The 17,813-nt window shown below is 52.6% G+C and carries 13 protein-coding genes and 1 pseudogene; 9 read left to right on the top strand and 5 right to left on the bottom strand.

Translation table 11 applies throughout. The features are described 5' to 3' along the window. The first annotated feature begins 102 nt into the window (after positions 1-102). Positions 103-519: a hypothetical protein gene (locus tag VI25_RS11225; protein ID WP_161806923.1), complete on the top strand. Its 417-nt coding sequence runs from the start codon at positions 103-105 to the stop codon at positions 517-519. Positions 520-896: 377 nt separating this feature from the next. Further along, complete coding sequence (locus VI25_RS11230) at positions 897-1,265, top strand: META domain-containing protein (protein ID WP_161806924.1); 369 nt, start codon at positions 897-899, stop codon at positions 1,263-1,265. A gap of 199 nt (positions 1,266-1,464) precedes the next feature. On the opposite strand, the gene VI25_RS11235 is transcribed toward VI25_RS11230, so the two are convergent. Continuing rightward, positions 1,465-3,009, bottom strand: coding sequence for a DUF4394 domain-containing protein (locus VI25_RS11235; RefSeq protein WP_052694906.1), 1,545 nt, complete (start codon positions 3,007-3,009; stop codon positions 1,465-1,467). Between the two features lie 191 nt (positions 3,010-3,200). Between VI25_RS11235 and VI25_RS11240 the strand changes: the two genes are divergently transcribed. Both VI25_RS11240 and VI25_RS11245 read left to right on the top strand, forming a co-directional pair. After that, positions 3,201-3,710, top strand: a complete 510-nt coding sequence (locus tag VI25_RS11240; protein ID WP_045687046.1) for a GNAT family N-acetyltransferase — start codon at positions 3,201-3,203, stop codon at positions 3,708-3,710. A gap of 145 nt (positions 3,711-3,855) precedes the next feature. Continuing rightward, positions 3,856-4,104: a hypothetical protein gene (locus VI25_RS11245; protein WP_045687047.1), complete on the top strand. Its 249-nt coding sequence runs from the start codon at positions 3,856-3,858 to the stop codon at positions 4,102-4,104. Between the two features lie 7 nt (positions 4,105-4,111). Here VI25_RS11245 and VI25_RS11250 read toward each other — a convergent pair whose 3' ends face one another. Then, positions 4,112-4,480: a hypothetical protein gene (locus VI25_RS11250; RefSeq protein WP_045687048.1), complete on the bottom strand. Its 369-nt coding sequence runs from the start codon at positions 4,478-4,480 to the stop codon at positions 4,112-4,114. A gap of 479 nt (positions 4,481-4,959) precedes the next feature. Here VI25_RS11250 and VI25_RS25150 point away from each other — a divergent pair, with 479 nt between their 5' ends. Together VI25_RS25150 and VI25_RS11255 are read left to right on the top strand one after the other, a co-directional pair. Beyond that, on the top strand, positions 4,960-5,109 hold the full coding sequence (locus VI25_RS25150; RefSeq protein ID WP_161806925.1) for a GNAT family N-acetyltransferase: 150 nt from the start codon (positions 4,960-4,962) through the stop codon (positions 5,107-5,109). 267 nt (positions 5,110-5,376) lie between these two features. Then, positions 5,377-8,085 carry an NB-ARC domain-containing protein gene (locus VI25_RS11255; protein ID WP_045687049.1) on the top strand — a complete coding sequence of 903 codons (2,709 nt, stop codon included), beginning with the start codon at positions 5,377-5,379 and terminating at the stop codon, positions 8,083-8,085. A gap of 34 nt (positions 8,086-8,119) precedes the next feature. On the opposite strand, the pseudogene mfd reads toward VI25_RS11255, so the two are convergent. Beyond that, a pseudogene (mfd, locus tag VI25_RS11260) lies at positions 8,120-11,653 on the bottom strand (transcription-repair coupling factor). 373 nt (positions 11,654-12,026) lie between these two features. Here mfd and VI25_RS11265 point away from each other — a divergent pair. Further along, on the top strand, positions 12,027-12,239 hold the full coding sequence (locus tag VI25_RS11265) for a hypothetical protein (protein WP_045687050.1): 213 nt from the start codon (positions 12,027-12,029) through the stop codon (positions 12,237-12,239). 94 nt (positions 12,240-12,333) lie between these two features. Here the strand turns inward: VI25_RS11265 and VI25_RS11270 are convergent, their stop codons facing one another. Together VI25_RS11270 and VI25_RS11275 are read right to left on the bottom strand one after the other, a co-directional pair. Then, entirely contained in the window at positions 12,334-12,888 is a 555-nt protein-coding gene (locus tag VI25_RS11270; protein WP_052694907.1) for a T9SS type A sorting domain-containing protein, read from the bottom strand. After that, positions 12,879-14,624: a right-handed parallel beta-helix repeat-containing protein gene (locus VI25_RS11275; RefSeq protein ID WP_055562503.1), complete on the bottom strand. Its 1,746-nt coding sequence runs from the start codon at positions 14,622-14,624 to the stop codon at positions 12,879-12,881. Before VI25_RS11275 ends, VI25_RS11270 begins: the two co-directional genes overlap by 10 nt. A gap of 742 nt (positions 14,625-15,366) precedes the next feature. Here VI25_RS11275 and VI25_RS11280 point away from each other — a divergent pair. Next, positions 15,367-16,107, top strand: coding sequence for a metal-dependent hydrolase (locus VI25_RS11280; protein ID WP_161806926.1), 741 nt, complete (start codon positions 15,367-15,369; stop codon positions 16,105-16,107). Between the two features lie 650 nt (positions 16,108-16,757). Next, a complete protein-coding gene (locus VI25_RS11285; protein WP_045687053.1) occupies positions 16,758-17,753 on the top strand; it encodes an NYN domain-containing protein in 996 nt (331 codons plus the stop codon). Positions 17,754-17,813: the final 60 nt, after the last annotated feature.

A 17,813-nucleotide genomic window follows, 5' to 3' on the forward strand; every position in this document is an offset into this window, starting at 1 on the left:
AAGTATGCTCGTGCGTGCTGGTGGTTGACAAGTGCGGTATTGCTCGGGAGTTGCCAAAGTGAAAAGGCGGTGTTTTCCTTCTCTTCCCGGCCGCTGGTGGCTGTGGCCCCAACTGCACCCGGCTCCCCGGCGGCGGGGCAGGTAGGGGCAGCGCTACCCAGTAGGGATACGCCAGCAGCCGACCATACTGCTGGCCCGCGGGAGCACAAAGCGGCTGTATTTGCCAGGCACGCTCTACCCGTTCAGCTAAGCAAGATGCCTGTGGTGGCCGCTCGGCAGCTAGTGCCCCGCCCACATACGACGCAGCACGTAGCCCAGCAGCACCGCGCACCCAGGGAAGGAGGTGCCAAGGCATTTGCGGCAATAGTTTGTTTTCTGTCGGTGGTGGTGCTGTTGCTGGGTCTGGGCTTGCTCGTGGCCGGAGCCACGGCTAGTAGCGTGGGGGTAGGAGCCATCATTGGCGGAGTTATTCTTTTCGGCCTGGGGTTGGCCGCCCTCATCACCTTTTCTAAGTACTGAGCTGAGTAGCCGCTGAGTTCCTCAGTTACTCCCTGAAATCCTGACCCGTTGTTGTTTCATCAAGAGGCTGGGTAGTAGAGCCAAGGGACGGCCCCGGAACCCGCAGACCATGAACGAGTATACTAGGCGTAGCGTCGAGCTAGCAGCCGTTGAAGGTGGGTTGAGGAATATCCTGGCTGCTACAATGGCCCGAAACTTGACTTCTTACGCTTGCGTCTCCTTGTGAGGGCCGTACACTCCACCACGCTCTGTCCGCCGCCAGTCCTATGAACCATTTGCCTAGTCTACCATCTTGCCTGCTCTTCCTTGGCCTGGCCCTGAGTAGCTGTAGCCAGAAAGCCACCGAAGCTACTGGCACCATTCCCTCCAGCGTTGCTATGTCTGCCGTAGCCCCCAATCCCGCTCTCCTCAACGGCCGCTGGCAGGTAAGCACCCTCAACGGTACCCCCGTGCCCGCCACCGACTCTACGCGGGCGGCCCACCTGATTTTCGATTCGGCCACGGGCCACCTCTCGGGCTTCACTAGCTGCAACCGCCTCATGGGAAGCTACACTGCCACCGGCAATACGCTCAGCTTTGGGCAAGTAGGTTCTACCCGCATGGCTTGCCTGGGCCCGAACGTGGAGCAGCAACTGCTAGCCGTGCTCAACACCCCAAGCCTTACCTATCAAATCAGCGCCGATAACCAGTTGACCCTGCTTTCTGGTGCTACGCCGGTAGCCGTACTCACGCGCGCCGCGCAGTAACTCAATCACTCTTACGCGCGGAATGACGTTTTTCTGGGTACAGGCAGCCTACGGCGTGCTCATTGCCTAACCCCTAGGCCGTGCTCGTACCCTGCTGCGGAATCCGGTATGTTGCTTCGCTTATCGTTGCTACTAAAACAGAACCGCTCCTGGCGCACGGACTGCACCAGGAGCGGTTGAAAATGTGGTAAGCTAACCGCTAAAAGCCCAGGCCAATAGTGAACCCGGAAACGCGGTCAGAGAAGTCGCCGAGGCGTCGGGCGCTACCCGTAGTGGTATTGAGGCGGTAGAGACCCGTGCGGCCCGATACTTCCAGCAGAGCATACGCCACGTTGCTGGTGCCCCCAATGTCAAAGCCAGTAGAGGCTTCGGCATTCACGCCGAGTGCGCCTACTTCTACCAGCGTACCATCGTTGGGCGGCATCTGCCGGAACACCTTGTCGCTGGCTACATCTACATCGAAGAGGGTAGTAGTAGTGGTACCTGCTACGTTGTTGGCATAGGCGGCACCCGTAACGGCGGGCGTACCGGGATTCAGGTTGCCATCCTTAATAGTCGCCCCATCGGCGGGGTTAATGCGTAGATTCTGGCCCGTGTTGCTCACCACCCGAATGCGGTCTACCACGGGGTTAAAGTCAACCCCGAAAGAAGTACCCTGAAGGGGCACGCTGAGCGTAGCTACCAGCGTGGCCGCGCCCGAAGAAGCATTCAGCGTAAACAAACGGCTGGCACTGCTCACGGCATAGAGCTGCCCATTCACGGGTCGGAAATCAAGCCCAACTATCGTCTCCCCGCTGCTTAGGCCAGTGATGGGCTTGGCAACGGATGTGCCAGGAGCGGTGGGGTTGAAGATAAGAAGCTGGCTACTGGCACTCACGGCGTAGGCCACGGGCTGGGTTGGAATGGCAAGGCCGGTATACTGCTCGTCCTTGTCGTACTTGGCCAGAATGCGCGCCGCCCCCGTGGTCAGGTCTACCTGGAAGAGCGTAGGTTTCTTGTTGACCTCAAACAGGCCCAGAGCCAGATCGGTGCCGGGTACTATGTCGAAGCCGCCATTGCCAGTAACCTTAATCTTCAGGTCGCCTACTTCCACCAGCGTACCATCGTTGGGGGGCGTTTGTTTGTAGAGCTTCTGGGTGGCTATATCAATATCATATAGGGTAGTGGAGGCGGCCCCGGCTACGTTGTTGGTATACGCGGCTCCGGCCAGCATAGCTCCACTCACCCCGTTAATAGTGCCATCTACGGCAGCTACCGTACCGGTTTCGGGGTTCAGGCGTAGGTTCTGCCCGGCGTCCGTCACTACCCGAATACGGTCTACGGTGGGGTTGAAGTCGAAGCCCGCTATTGAGCCGGTAAGCGCCGGGGTGAAGGCCTGGGTGCCGATGGCGCGGGCGGCACCAGTTTGTGGGTTAATTACGTAGAGCCGGCTGCTGCTGCCCAGCCCGTAGAGCTGCCCCGTGGCCGGCCGGAAATCAATAGCCAGAACTCTCTCACCACTCTGCAAACCCGTAATAGAAACTGAGTTAACTACCCGGTCAGGGTTTGAGCCTTCAAATGCATCCAGCTGTAGGCCACCCGCCAGAGCGTAGAAGCGAAAAGGCAGATCTGCCCGTTTTACGTCGCTGATGCCCGTGCTGCCCGCCGGGGCCACCGCATCATCCGTGGCCTTTTCGCAACCAACCAACGCGCAGAAAAGCCCAGCAGTAGCCAATAGCTGGCCGAAGTAGAACTTGGTTTTCATTTGTAGGAGTTTAGGTGAGATAAATCCGTGATGAAAAAAGCTACGCAGTGGATATAGGAGCGGATTGCGGGTAGAAGAAAAAGCTGAAATTTAGGTAGTTGAATCCTGAGGAAGGGGTTCCGAGACTACTCGTAGGTTCCAAGACCACTAGCGGAGAGGCGCATCACCTTACCTTCGCCCAAAACGGCCCCATGATTACGCTAGCTCCCCTGCAACCCCAACACGTAGGCCACTTCTATAAGTGGATCAAAGACCCGGAAGTCATCGAGTATTCCCTGTCGGCGTTCCAGACCATGACCACGGAGGCCCAGATAGACGCTTGGTTTGCCCGCACCCTCCGCGACGACAGCAGCCTCAACCGGGGCATCTTCACCACCGATACCCAGGAGCTACTCGGCTACGCGGGCATCTCCGGCATTTCCCGGCTCAACCAATCGGGCGAGTACTTCATCTTCATCGGGGAGAAAGCCCACTGGGGCCGGGGCGTGGGCACCGAGGTCACGAAGCAAGTGCTGGCCCTGGGCTTCACCGAGCTTCACCTCAACCGTATCATGCTCACCGTCTCGGAGCCCAACGTAGGCGGGGTAAAAGCCTACGCCAAGGCAGGTTTTGTGCTCGAAGGCCGCCTGCGCGAAACGTGCCTACGCAACGGCCGGTTCCATGATAAGCTCATCATGTCGGTGCTGAAAGCCGAGTGGTAGCCGCCAGTAGCTTGCGTTTCGCTGATCAGATTGCCTCGCCCGTAGTCGAATGCTGGAGCAGGTCAACTATTCATTATCTCGGTACCCTAGGAACCTGGCTACCGCAAACCCTCCAGCGAAACCTGCTGCTAGCTCTGAAGGCACCATGCAGCTGGACCGTAGCCGCGCCGCCGGCAAATCCGGCCCCGGTCCCATCTTCTATGCAGTGCCCGCCAAGGCCAACGGCCTGAAATGGGTATTCCGCACCAATAAGAGCGTGTTTGGGCTAGTAAAATTGGTTATGCTGAACGTATCGAAGCATAGCGTGCCAGGGGGCTTTACCCAAAGCCAAACCGCCTCTTCACGTAAAAAAGCCTTTCTGTTTGCGCAGAAAGGCTTTTTCCAAAACAAGTAACCGACGATTAGCGGTATTTCGGCATCTCCTCTCGCTCGGAGAGCAAGCCGGTGGTCAGCAGCGTGGCGCCGATGGCCAAGAAGGTGTTGCGTGCTTTTTTGTTGTTGGAAAAACCTAGGAGCCACGGCGCACCTAAACTGGTGAGGGCCGTCACCACATCGATGGCCAGGTGGGTTTTGTAGGGAACCGATTTTACCAGGCCCCACTCGGCGCGCGTGAAGGCGGTAAGGGCCAAGATGCCGCTGCCCAGCACGTAGCCCAGGGTAGCGGGGGTTTTGTCTTCGCTAAAGCCGATGAGCGCCGGGGCGGCGACGACGAGGGGGGCGGCGGAATAGTCGAGGGCGCCGTGCATACGGCGGGAAATGGGCTTGCTCATAAGGACGATTAACGAGTAGATAAAGAGGAAGATGGGTGCAGGAGTAACGGCAGCCGTCAGTCAAAGGATATGGTTGCGCTTGGCGTTCAGCACAACTGCCGCCGGCGGCTATGGAAGCAAGGCGACCCAGTTGAACGTGGTCAGGTGTATTCTTCTATCGCCATAACTTGCCACTGCGCGTCAGGAAGGGGTTGATAGCCGTCAACTATCATGCGAGCGGAAGCCTAGGAACTCCCGCCGCAACTCACTGACTCGCTTCTTTTGTGCCCTCTGCATTTCCCAAACACGCTCTACCGGTTCCGCCCTGGACATGGCCGAGAAGGCCGTGTAGCCTTCAACATCGTCCGATAAGTACCTCTCGATTTACGGCAAAGCCAAAACCCGGCAGGAGATACGCAACGCCCAGAATCACTGTGCATCTACGGCCATCAGCCAAGCATCGTCGCGCTGTTGCAGCTCCCCACTTCCTGCACTGCATTATGCTCACCGTCTCGGAGCCAAACATAGGCGGGGTAAAAGCCTGCGCCGAAGCCGGTTTCAAGCTGGAAGGCCGCCTGCGCGAAGCGTGCCTACGCAACGGCCAGTTCCATGATAAACTCATCATGTCGGTGCTGAAAGCCGAGTGGTAGCCGCCCGCTACTGGGCCACTTCCGCGGCCAGGTGAGGTAACCAATAACTTGCAATTTAAGAGCCGCAATGTAACGGCTTTCCAAGGCAGACAGAACTAATAGTAATACGAAGAAGAAAGATGTGGGGTGAGGAAGAGAATTTATTAGGTCATTAAATATTATGCGAACCACCAGGCAAATATTTAAAGTAGAATTCATTTGAGGTATGATTGATTAATAATAAACGTGTTATATTGCAAAACAATAAGTTCAACATTGAAATATAAAATGGATTTTATTCTTAAAAGTTTGTCGCGTAAGATTCAAGTCGTGGCAGCACAGGGGAACCAGGCAGCTCTGAGCGTACATTGTCAGGCAAGGTACGAATATATGCTAATGCTAATGTTGGGTTATCTGTGGAATAGAAATTATAACAATCTCACAACGGAGAGTAAAGAATATATTTCTTCAAATATTATAAAGCCTTCTGTAGGTACTATTATTAGTTTGATTAGAAGGATGGATGTGGATAAAGAGTTTTTCGGAAATAAAAAGATGAGAAAATCTCTCGAAAATTATCCTTCATTTAGAAATGAAAAGTTAGGACATGGATATACATTTGAAGATGGAATTGAGGAGTTGATAAAGTTGCTTAATGAATTGCAAGATGGACTATTAGATTCTGGTGTTCCTTTCCTGTCAGGGAACATTGACTTGATTACTGTGGACGAAATTTCTAATGGAATGGCAGTGGGAATTATATACAAGTCTAATGGGAGTGATTATTTTCCTTGGAATTGCTCGCTTGAAGTTTATGAATTTGCTAAGACAGGCTTATATGGTTATAATGAATCAATAGGTTATTTTAGGCTGTCTCCCTTTGTTGTTATTAAAGATGAAGGGGAGTATTATATATTTTCTTCAATACAGGAAAAGTTGTCGGGATTGTCTAGGTATAATAAATTGATTAAGACCGGCGATGAGTTATTCGAGATTAGTGATTTTTCGAATATTGTGGTTGAGATTGATTCAAAGAAATATAGGAGTGGTAATGGGACTGTTTTAAATGTGTTTAATAAAAATTATAAAAAATATATTGAAACTGGAGTTAAAGGAAAGATAGAGAAATTTTTACTTGAAAGTAAGTCTTCTGTATTTGCAACAGTATGGGGGCATGGAGGTGTTGGTAAGACAGCTTCTATCCAAAGTCTTTGCGAAGATTTAGCTAACGCAGAGAGAAAAAAATTTGATTATATTATTTTTCTCTCGGCTAAGGACCGTTATTATAACTATTTTAAAGGTAATATTAACGAAGTTGATAATGAAAAAGTTGATTCTATGGAATCTATAGCTCAATATGTTAATGATATAATGTTTGGTGCTCCTTCTTCTGAAATAGATGATATAATTAAATTTGAAGGGAAGCTGCTGTTGATTATTGATGATTTTGAAACATTTTCCCTTATTGAGCAAAGTAAGGTGCTTGATTTTATTAAAAAATTAAATATTAATTTTCATAAAGTTATAATTACTACTCGTGCGGCTACATTAATTATGGGTGAAGAGATTAAGACGAATGAGCTTGATGAAAAAGAGATGATAGAGTTTTTGCTTGAAGTGGTAGCCGTGGAAGCTCCCACTATAAGACCTGAAGCTTTAATTAAAGTTCTTAATCAAAATGGCAATTCTTCAAAGGTGCATGAGATTACAGAAGGGCGCCCGTTGTTTATATTTCAATTTGCAGTACTTCTTGCTCAAAAAGGAGATCTTAATGAGGTAATAGGTATAGACATAAAGTCTTCGGCTTCAGCTGTGAGGTTTCTTTACGATAGAATATATGATTATTTATCTCCTATTGCTCAGTCCGTTTTTACAGCTATAAGCCTTTTGGTTGATCAAAGTGACCTATCAAATGTAATTGCTAAATTAAAATTTCTTCTAAATATGGAAGATAATCAAGATGAATTTGAAGTAGCAATAAATGAATTGGCTAAGCTAAAGATAATTGAAATTGTAGACCAAAAATTCTTTAGAGTGTATTCAAGAGAGATATTAAAAATAATGAACGAATACTATCAAAAGCAGGAGCCTTCGTATCAAGCTAGATTAACAACGAAGCTTTCTATTATTGGTAAAGATAAAAAATTGGATAATGATAATGCTTTGTTGTTTGATGCTGATTCTACACGTGTTACTGCTCCAGAAGGGGAAGTGATTACAAAGTATAGAATGATTATTAATAGACCTCAAACAAGCCCGCTTGTAAAGATTCAAGCTATTCTAAATCTCGGAGCATATCTTTTTTCATCTCGGAGCAATGCGCAGGCTACTTTAAAACTATTTGCAGATTATAAACATTCATTTGATAAAAGTTTTGTTTTTATAAAAAACTATGCTCAATATCTATGGGCTGCCGATTTAGATAATTCCAGAGAGGAGGCTATTTCTGTTATTAACACGTATTTAAGACATAGAAATGATGTTACAAAAGAGCAGTCTATTCAACTTAAAAGTCTTCTTGCTATATATCAATCTAAACTATCAATAGATGGTCGTGAAAGAATTTTAGAAGAAAGGCGGGTGGGCATAATAGAACCAGATGACTACAAAAAGCAGTTTAGTGATCAAGCAAATATGTTTGTTGCAATAACTAGGTATCCAGGGAATGTTCTCATAGAACTTTTGGCTTCTGGAGAAATAATTGATCTGCAAGCTGGTACTAGAGCTGAAGTTTTGGCTGCTCTAGTACAGATTACAGAGGTGTTTATAAGGCTTAATAGATATGGACAGGCTAAAAAGATATGTCAAGATGTTGTTGATAAACTTCCTTACAATTTTCATCCTCCATTTACAGTTAAACTAAAGAAAATGGATATGTATTTGTCGAAATCGAGAGGTAGAAAATCTGATTATAAACAAGATAAATTGGCTGATAATCCTACTAAGGAAAGTGATCTTGCATTAAAAATGCGCGATGCAATTAACAAGAAAAAATAAAAAAGGGCTGCTATATCAATAGCAGCCCTTTTTTTTAGACCTCAACCTTTTCCTCACTTCCCAACTCACTCAAAATCCGTTGGGCGGCTTGCACGTTTTTCACGTCCTCGATGCTGATGATGAGCTGCTCCTTGCGCTCCTTCATGGAGGCCGAACGGGGGTGGGTTTGCACGTAGCTGAGGATATTGCCGAAGGTGGGGCCCTGGAAGTAGGGCTCGTTGTTGGTGGCCGGAATGAAGCCTTTCAGCAGGTTCTTCTTCAGCGTCAGCTTCTCGAAGCCGGCCTGGCAGGCCTGCCAGCGCAGGCGCACAATGTCGGCTAGCTGCTCCACCTCGGCGGGCAGCGGCCCGAAGCGGTCCACCATGCCGTTGAGCACCTTGCGCAGCTCCTCGGGGCCTTTGGCGCGGTCTAGCTTGCTGTAGAGCTGTAAGCGTTCCGACACGCTGCTCACGTAGGCATCAGGGATGAGGATTTGCAGGTCGGTTTCGATGTTGCACTCCTTGGGGCGGCCGGTGCCGGCGGCTTCTTGCAGGCGCTGGGTCGGGTCGCCGAGGAACAGGTCGCGGAACTCGGTTTCCTTCAGTTCCTGCACGGCCTCGTCCAGAATCTGGTGGTAGGTCTCGAAGCCCAGGTCGTTGATAAAGCCCGACTGCTCGCCGCCCAGCAGGTTGCCCGCCCCCCGAATGTCGAGGTCGCGCATGGCTACGTTGAAGCCCGCGCCCAGGTCCGAGAATTCCTCCAGGGTGCTCAGGCGCTTGCGGGCATCGGAAGGTAGGCCGGCTACCGGAGGCGTGAGCAGATAGCAGTAGGCCTTCTTGTTGGAGCGGCCTACCCGCCCGCGCATCTGGTGCAGGTCGGAGAGGCCGTGCATGTGGGCGCGGTTGATGATGATGGTGTTGGCGTTGGCAATGTCCAAACCCGACTCGATGAGGGTAGTACTCACCAGTACATCGAAGTCGCCATCCACGAACTTCATCATGCGCTTTTCCAGCAGGTCGCCGTCCATCTGCCCGTGCACGTAGGTTACGCGGGCGTCGGGCACGAGGCGCAGAATCATGCTGGCCTGCTCCTCAATGTCCTTAATGCGGTTGTGCACGAAAAACACCTGCCCGCCCCGCTTCAGCTCCCGCGAAATAGCATCCCGAATCAAGAGCTCATCGAACACGTGCAACTCAGTTTGCACCGGCTGGCGGTTGGGTGGGGGCGTGGCAATCACGCTCAGGTCGCGGGCGCATAAGGGAAAAGTGCAGGGTGCGCGGAATGGGCGTGGCCGAGAGCGTGAGCGTGTCCACGTTCACCTTCAGCTCCTTTAGCTTGTCCTTGGTTTTCACCCCGAACTTCTGCTCTTCGTCAATCACCAGCAAGCCCAGGTCTTTGAACTGCACGTCCTTGTTGGTGAGGCGGTGGGTACCAATGAGAATGTCGGTTTTGCCCTCTGCCACCCGGCCCAGTGTGTCCTTGATCTGCTTGGTCGTCTTGAAGCGGTTGACGTACTCCACCGTCACGGGCAGGTCGGCGAGCCGCTCCCGGAAAGTTTTGTAGTGCTGCATAGCCAGAATGGTGGTTGGGACCAGAATGGCTACCTGCTTCCCGTCGGCCACGGCCTTGAACGCCGCCCGAATGGCTACTTCCGTCTTGCCGAAACCCACGTCGCCGCACACCAGGCGGTCCATGGGGTGGGGTACCTCCATGTCGCGCTTCACGTCCTCGGTGGCTTTGGCCTGGTCGGGGGTATCCTCATAGATGAAGCTTGATTCCAGCTCGGCCTGCATAAAGGAATCGTGGGCGAAGGCGTGGCCGGGCGCGGTTTTGCGCTTGGCGTACAGCCGAATCAGCTCGGCCGCAATGTCCTTCACCTTCTTCTTGACGGACTTCTTCTTGTTTTCCCACTCCGGCGAGCCCAGCTTGCTCATGGTGGGCGGCGTGCCCTCGGCCCCGCTGTACTTGGCAATCTTGTGCAGGGCGTGAATGCTCACGGTCAGCACATCGTCGTCGCGGTACACCAGCCGGATGGCTTCCTGCACCCGGTCGTTGATTTCTACCTGCGTGAGGCCCGCAAAGCGCGCAATACCGTAGTCCTGGTGCACCACGTAGTCGCCGGGTACCAGGGTACGCAGCTCTTTCAAAGTCAGCGCCTTCTTCTTGCTAAACTTGCGGGTTTCCTGAGCCCGGTAATACCGCTCAAAAAGCTGGTGGTCGGTGTAAACGATGAGCTTGAGGGTTTCATCAATGAAGCCCTCGCGCAAGCCCAGCAGCAAGTGCTGAAATTGCACGTTGTTGTCCAGCTCGTCGAAGATGGTGCGCAGGCGGTCGGCCTGGCGTACCTGCTCGGCCGCAATGATGTTGGTGTAGCCCTTCTTCTGGTTATCGTGCAGGTTCTTTACAATGCGGTTGAAGTCCTTGCCAAAGCTGGGCTGGGGCTTACTGCTGAACTGGAACTCCTCGGACCCGGCTTTGAAGTGAAACCGCTTGCCGAATTCCACCACCGCAAACCCATCCAGCAGCTTCTTCAACGACTTCCCGGACTCAAACAAATCGTCGGGCTTGCTTACTACCTGCGTGCCACCTGAAGCGGCCAGTAACTCCTTAAAACCGTGCTCGGCCTTATCGAAGTACTCGTCTACCACGTCCAAGGTCTGGCGTACGTCCTTGGCCCAGAGCACGGTATTCTTCGGGATGAAGTCCAGGAAGGCTTCCCGTGTTTCCTGGAGCAGCTTGGTTTGCACGTTCGGATGATGCTTACCTGCTGGCGCTTCTCCACCGACAGTTGACTTTCGGGGTCAAATGTGCGAATCGTCTCTACCTCGTCCCCGAACAATTCAATGCGGTAGGGCAGCTCGTTGGCGTAGCTGAAAATGTCTACAATGCCCCCGCGCACCGCAAATTGGCCCGCCTCATACACAAAATCGCTCCGCTCGAAGTCGTACTCCGCCAGCATATCACTCACGAAGTTCACATCCAGCTTATCGCCTACCTTCACCAGGAAGGTGTTGGCTACCAGGCTTTTCTTGTTGATTACCTTCTCGAACAGGGCCTCGGGGTAGGTTACGATGAGGGCCCCGGCGGTTTCCTTGGCCGTGGCTTTCACACGCTTCTTGCCCTTGGGCTGGTTTTCCGGCGCCGTTACTTCTTCGGCATCGTCGGCCGCCTGCTCGGCAGTAGTCTTGGGGCCGCGGTGGGAGTTGAGCTTGTTCAGCACCTCGGCCCGCATGAGCACATTGGCATTTTCCGTCTCATCGAAGCTGTAGGGCCGCTTGTAGGAGGTAGGAAACAGCAGCGGCTCTTCCTCGGGCACCAAGTGCTGCAGGTCGGCCAGGAAGTAGGCTGCCTCATCCCGGTCGTGCAAAATAAACAAGTGATGCTGATCCGGGAACTCCTGGTGCAGGGCCGCGGCCAGCACCGCATCCTGGCTACCTACTAACCCGCGCAGATGCAGGCGTACGGCGCTGGCATCGGCCTTGTCGGCCGCGCCGCGCAGGGTGTTTGCCGTGGCCGGATTCAGGCGGGCGCCCACAGCCAGGGCGGTAGGGTCCAGGGAGTAGAGCTTGAGAAAATCGGAAACCTTCAAAACAAGTATCGGCTAGGGGGAGGCAAAGGTAGAAGCCCGGCCGAAGGCAACTCCGGTCGGGCACGCAGTAAGCAACGTACGCCACCGGCGCACAAGCGTAGTTCTCAAAGGTACAATAGCGGCCACTGCCCCGTGGGAAAGCAGATAACAGAGGGGACGTACCTGCTCGCGGGGGAGGTACTACCGCTGTTCTGGCCGTTTGAACCACCTTGGTTTCACCTCCACGCAGGAGAGAAGCCAGCTGGCGTTCTTCGAGAGGAATACGCGCTAGTCAATACCGCTGCTGGCGCGCGAAAGTTTCCGACACTTTTCGGTAACACTCCCGTATCTTCCTAATTCACGCAGTACAAGTAGCCCCGGTGGGTATAAGGCTATGACGGACAACCAACAGCAGAACGGTGCGGAGGAGTGGGACAACCTCCTACACCACCTGCGACAAATTCGCGAGCAAGTGCGCGAGCAGGGCCCCTTGCCCGACCACGAAAAAGAAGAAGTAGCCGATGCATTTCGCCGCGGCCTGGCCCTGCTGGAAAACCAGGTGCGCGATATTGAAGGCGAAATAAAAGGCAGCTCCGGCCAGTGGTAGCTGGCGCTAAACGCGCCACTGCCCGGCTACCCGCTACTTCCTGATCAGAAAGTAACGGGTAGTCGGGCAGTGGCAGCCCTATGACTACGTAGGGTTAGTTCTTCACTACCTTTTGCGTTAGCTGCACAGCGTTGTTGCGCACATGCACTAAGTAGCTACCCGCAGGTAGGCGCTGCAGATCAACGGTGTTGCGTCGGCCACCCGTAATTGTTTGGGTTGCTACTACGCTTCCCAGCAAGTTGGTCACGGTGAGCTGATAGGTACCAGCGGCCAGCGCGTTCTGGTCGAGGGTGATTGTGTTCGTAGTCGGGTTTGGGTAGAACCGTAGTGCCTGGCTTGCCTCCGATGTGCTACCAATAAAGCTTACCGTTTGCACGGCCGTGTAAGAATCAGTGCCATCGGTGTCTACCTGCCGCAGGCGGTAGTAGTACAGGCCCGTCGCATCGGCAAGGGCATCCGTGAAGCTATAGGCGTAGCCTACCTGCGTGGTGCCACGGCCTTTCACCGTACCAGCCGTTACAAACTCGCGGCCGTCGCGGCTGCGCTGCACCTCAAAGTGGTCGTTATTCTTCTCCATGGCCGTGGCCCACGTCACTAGGGCGTTGCTGCCCGCCGCCCGGGCATCAAAATGTACTAGCTCTACTGGCAAGCTCCCGCCGGAATCGTATTCGGAATCAGGTTGATACCGGCTTCCGAGGTGCCCATGTCTGCCTTATAAGCAAGGGCATTGATGGGGTCGGTGGTTAGCAGCGCCGGCGAAATAGAGTTAGAGGGAATAACAATGTCTGCTGAGAAAGAGCCCGTTGAGCCAGTGAGGGTGTTGCCCAAGTAAGTGCGGGGCTCCCCGTGCGGGAAGTTCTGTCCGTCGCCCGCGAAAATCTCACCGTTCTGGTTGGTATCCGTAGAGTTGTCGCCGCGGTAAAACTCAATTTCGGTATTGGCAAAAGCTGTTTGCCCGGCGGTGCGTCCTACAAAGCCCTCCACGTGCAGCGTAGTAGTAGCCCCGTTGATGGTTACATTCTTCTTCGTGATGATGGGGTAATTCATCCCAAAGTTGGGCTTCTCACTGCTGGTAGTACCGTCGTTAGGAGTTACCCCGTCGCCCTGGCCGTATGCAGGGTTTCCGCCCGCATAGTACGTGGCAGGGGTATAGTCAACGGCAATGAGGCCTTCGCCGCCGGTAGTACCGTCACCATTACCGTAAATGGAATTCCGCGTGACGCGCACGTTGCGCTGCCCATAATTGATTACTACTGCCGACGACTGGTTGTTGGAAATGACATTAAGGGTAATCCGGTCAGAGTTGGTGCTGAGAATGGGGTTGTTGGTTGGGTCTCTACGGAGCAAGTAGTGAATGCCCGAACCTTCCAAGCGAGTAGGTGCCCCACCTTTGCCGTTGCCAGTAATGGTGTTGTTGCTGATGGTGTTGTTGCTGATAGACCCAATCTCCAGCTGAATGCCGCTGCTATTAGCATCCCGTATCAGGTTCTCAGTAATTGTCACTGGGCCAGCGGCTCCCGGCGCACCGTCGGCTCGCCCTACCGTAATATTGTCGCCGCCCGCCGTAACCCGGCCACCTTGTAGTAGCTCATTTTGCGTAATTGTGTAGCCACTACCCGTCACGTTAAACCCAGCGGAGTAGTTGATGCACGAACGGCCGCACTCGGCCACAATGCTGTTACGAACAGTGCCCGAAGGGTTCTGCAAGTACACGCCTACTCCGGCCGTGGGGTTAGCCGGAGCCGCAAGCGAGAAGGCACTGATGCCAATGCCACAGCCTTCTATCAGCAGGCTGGTACCCGCCGTGGCTTCTATTGTTGCATCGCCAAAGTTAGCCCCACCCCCGTGCACGGCTATGCCTCGCAGAATGATGTTGTTAGCTGAACTTGTAATGCCTGATGCCCCATTCGTGTTGGGCACCGAAACTTCTACTTCAGGGGCGGAAAACGTTCTGAAAGTGATGTTGGTAGTGCCAACAGTACCGCTACTGCCAAGGGAGCCGGTGTTGGAGTCTAGGAGCGTGGTTTGGGTAGTGCCATCAAGGGCAGTACCTGCGTCCGTAATGGCATCAAGGCTGGCTGTGAGCGTAATCAACGCCCGGCGGTTGCCAGAAGTGGCGGCAGCGTTGCTAGCGTTAGTTAGCTGATTGGGTAGCCCCGCCCGCAACCCCGGTCGAGCGGTACCATCCGAAATCATAAAAATGGAGGTTTCTTGCCCGGCCGGAAAGTCGGTGCCAGTAGCGGTGCCATTGTTATTGAACGGACGCTGGTCTAGGCTGGTGTTGGATAGCGCATTGCTATTAATGACGAACTGCCGCAAAGAGCCCTGCCCGGAATCGTTCGTATTCGTTACTACATCGAAGCTGAAGCCGAAATCGACATTCACGAAGGCGTCATTTCTATCAGCACTTGGTACAGTCGTATACACAAGAGCGCCAGCGGCAACTAAATTAGCATTAGATGTATTTGACCCAGCATCGGTTTGTGATGGGTTCTGGCCTCCAACGTAGGCAAGATCATCACTCCGAATGTCAGTAGTCTCGGCAATGGTGCTTCTATACGTGACTACAGGAACCAAACCGTTACCTCCTCTACTCGATGTAACCGTATTGCTAACGACTCTTACAATGAAGCTTCTACCATTGTTATTACCATAGTTATACGAATATGCACCATTAGCATCTGTGGTTACAGCAGTAACAAATGTTGCGGGGCTGTTGAGGTTATTGTAAATCTCAACCCGTACTCCTGACCGCAGAGAGAATGCTCCATTATTAACATAGGCTGCGCCTTGGCCGCCTCCGTAATTCACATCCTCAAATACTCGCCCCGATATAGTTCCAGCCTCTACCGTTAGAGAACTGCCCAGAAGTAGAAACGCACTGACTCCCATCGTCAGTAACCGTACACCTTGTCGCATGTCAAAGAGAAAAAGTTGAACATGAGAAAACCTTCCCACAAGGTTTTCAAAGCGCAAGGTAGATTTATATTGCTATAATACAATTTGATTGAGATAATTAGCAATAAAGTAATACTGAGAGAGGCATAAGTCCACGTTTCTGGTATAGGTAGATTGCGGCTGCGGCTGGTATCTTCGCCACCTTTATTTCTTAGTCTGGATTCAACTAGTGCGCGGTTCTTCTCACTTGGCCATTGGCCTCATTACCGGCGTAGCCGTAGCGGGCCTAGTCCCGGGTATTCCCTTTTCGCTGGCCGGTATTGCCTTGGCTGGCTTTTCTTCCCTCGCCCCCGATCTTGACCATCCTGGGTCCCGGCTGAGCAAGCGCCTAGGCTTTGCCCAGCGGTATGTGCGGTGGGCTTTTGTAGGAGTAGCGGCTGGCTTGGCCCTCTACACTCACTTCCTCGTGGCACCCGGCCCCGACCGGCGCATGGGCTTCACGGCGGCGCTGGCCTTTGGACTAATTGGGGCTGCTCTCCAAGGCGACTCCACCCGCAAGCTGGCCCTGCTGTTCACCGGCCTGTGCACTGTGGTAGCTGGCCTGTATACTAGCTACGTGTGGCTGAGCATGCTGGGGCTGTTTGTGTCGGTAGCGCCCTTCACTTCCCACCGCTCCTGGACGCATACGCTCTGGGCCGCCGGCTTATGGACCTACATCGGCCATTTGGCTAATCAAAGCTTGGGCTGGCACGGAGTGGCCTTGTTTGCGGGGGGCGGCTACGTGTCCCACTTGCTAGCCGACACGCTCACCAAGGCGGGTGTAAAGTGGTTGATGCCTCTTCTAGATACGTCCTTCAAGCTGCCACTTATCCGCACAGGATCAGCTAGTGGTAATGCTCTGGAAGTGGCCATTTGTATCGGCTACGCTCTGCTTGTATTGGGTTTAGTAGTTGGACACTTTCAGTTCTAGCAGGCTCCCAATTTGGGGCCGCATGTAACTTGCACGCCTAAGTTGGTGTTTACTACGCGAAATTGGTCTGTTAATTGTCTTGGTTCATCTACAAAACACATAGCTTGGGCGAACATGCAGCAACATAGTTACTGCTACTTTTACCTTCGTTCAGTGGTTTAGTAGCCTCAATGCTGCACCACGGCTGCACTTTCTTTAATTGTACTTAAAGAAGGCTGGTGTGGTGCACTATGGCTATTATTTGTTGATTTACCTAGTTTAGCGTAGGATAAAATTTATGCAGTTTGTATTAGTCTAATAGGTAAGGGAATATATGTTATTTAATATTGTATCTTGGTTGTTCGATTTAGGTATACATATTTATAGGATAGCTACTACACTATGATGAATAATTACGTTAAATGTCCCTCCGCTTCACCTCTTATTCATTGGAGGGTACGCTATATTTCCTCGCTCTTCCTGCCATCAGACCCGCCTCTGCTCCACGTTCCACAACCTAACCACGTGATAAACAAACTAAAACCATGACTTATTGGAATACAATAACTACCTCCCGTAGTATCTTTGACCAGGATTATGCCTGGCACAGGTCCTGCCGAACCGCTCCCCGCTCTTATTAACACACCTTTTTGCGCTCAAACCGTTTTTGTATGAATCAGATGAATAGCCCTCTGATTAGGATAGGCGTCTTTTATGACGGCAATTATTTCCTGAAAATCAGTGATTACTACTACTTCCAGCACGATCGTAAGGCCCGTATTAGCTTGGAAGGCCTGCATGAGTTTATTCGGCACCAAGTAGCTGAAGAAGAAGACGTTGACGTGCGGTTATCGCAAATTATTGACTCTCACTTTTTCCGCGGCCGTCTTTCTGCAACTGAAGCCCGTGACAAAGACCGCCTGTTTCACGACCGGCTGCTCGACGATATTTTGATGAACCTGGGTATCACTACCCACTACATGCCCCTGAAAACCCGCGACGGTCGTTTGCAGGAGAAGGGTATTGACGTATGGCTGTCCTTGGAGGCGCTGGAGCTTTCGCTGCACAAGAGCTTCGACGTAGTCGTTCTAATTGCTGGTGATTCCGACTACGTACCTCTGATCAAGAAGCTCAACACCATCGGCACCCGCGTGATGCTGCTGAACTGGGACTTCAAGTACGTTGACTTCAAAGGCGAAAACCGCGTAACTCGCGCTTCGCAGCAACTGCTGGAGCAAGTAACCTACCCCACGCAGATGCACGATATCATTGACCAGGGCCTGAGCTCCGGCGATGAAGTAATCGAAGGCATGTTTGTGAACACGCCCGAGCCAGCCGCATTCCCTAGCGCCAAGCCAGTGCGCCCCACCGGTCCTACGGCTGCTGGTCCCGTTGGTACGGTAGGTATCAGCACCATCAAGAATCTGAAAAACGGATTCGGCTTCGTGGTAATGCCCCCGAACAACCTGTTTTTCAGCTACGCGGACATGGCAGAAGGTGACTTCAACGACCTGCACGAAGGTGACTGGGTTGAGTTTACCGTAGGCCGCAACCACCGCGATGAAGACTGCGCCCGTCAGGTCCGCAAAGTTGCGCCACCTGAAATGGATGGCGACGAGTACGGCGAAGCCGAACACGAGTCTGCTAGCTCACCCGAACGTCTGTAACCTGCTCTTTTTGCCTTGGTTCGGCAGTTCTGTAAAAAGCCGGGTATCCGCACGATACCC

It is taken from the genome of Hymenobacter sp. AT01-02 (assembly GCF_000961955.2).
GTDB classification, from domain to species: domain Bacteria; phylum Bacteroidota; class Bacteroidia; order Cytophagales; family Hymenobacteraceae; genus Hymenobacter; species Hymenobacter mucosus.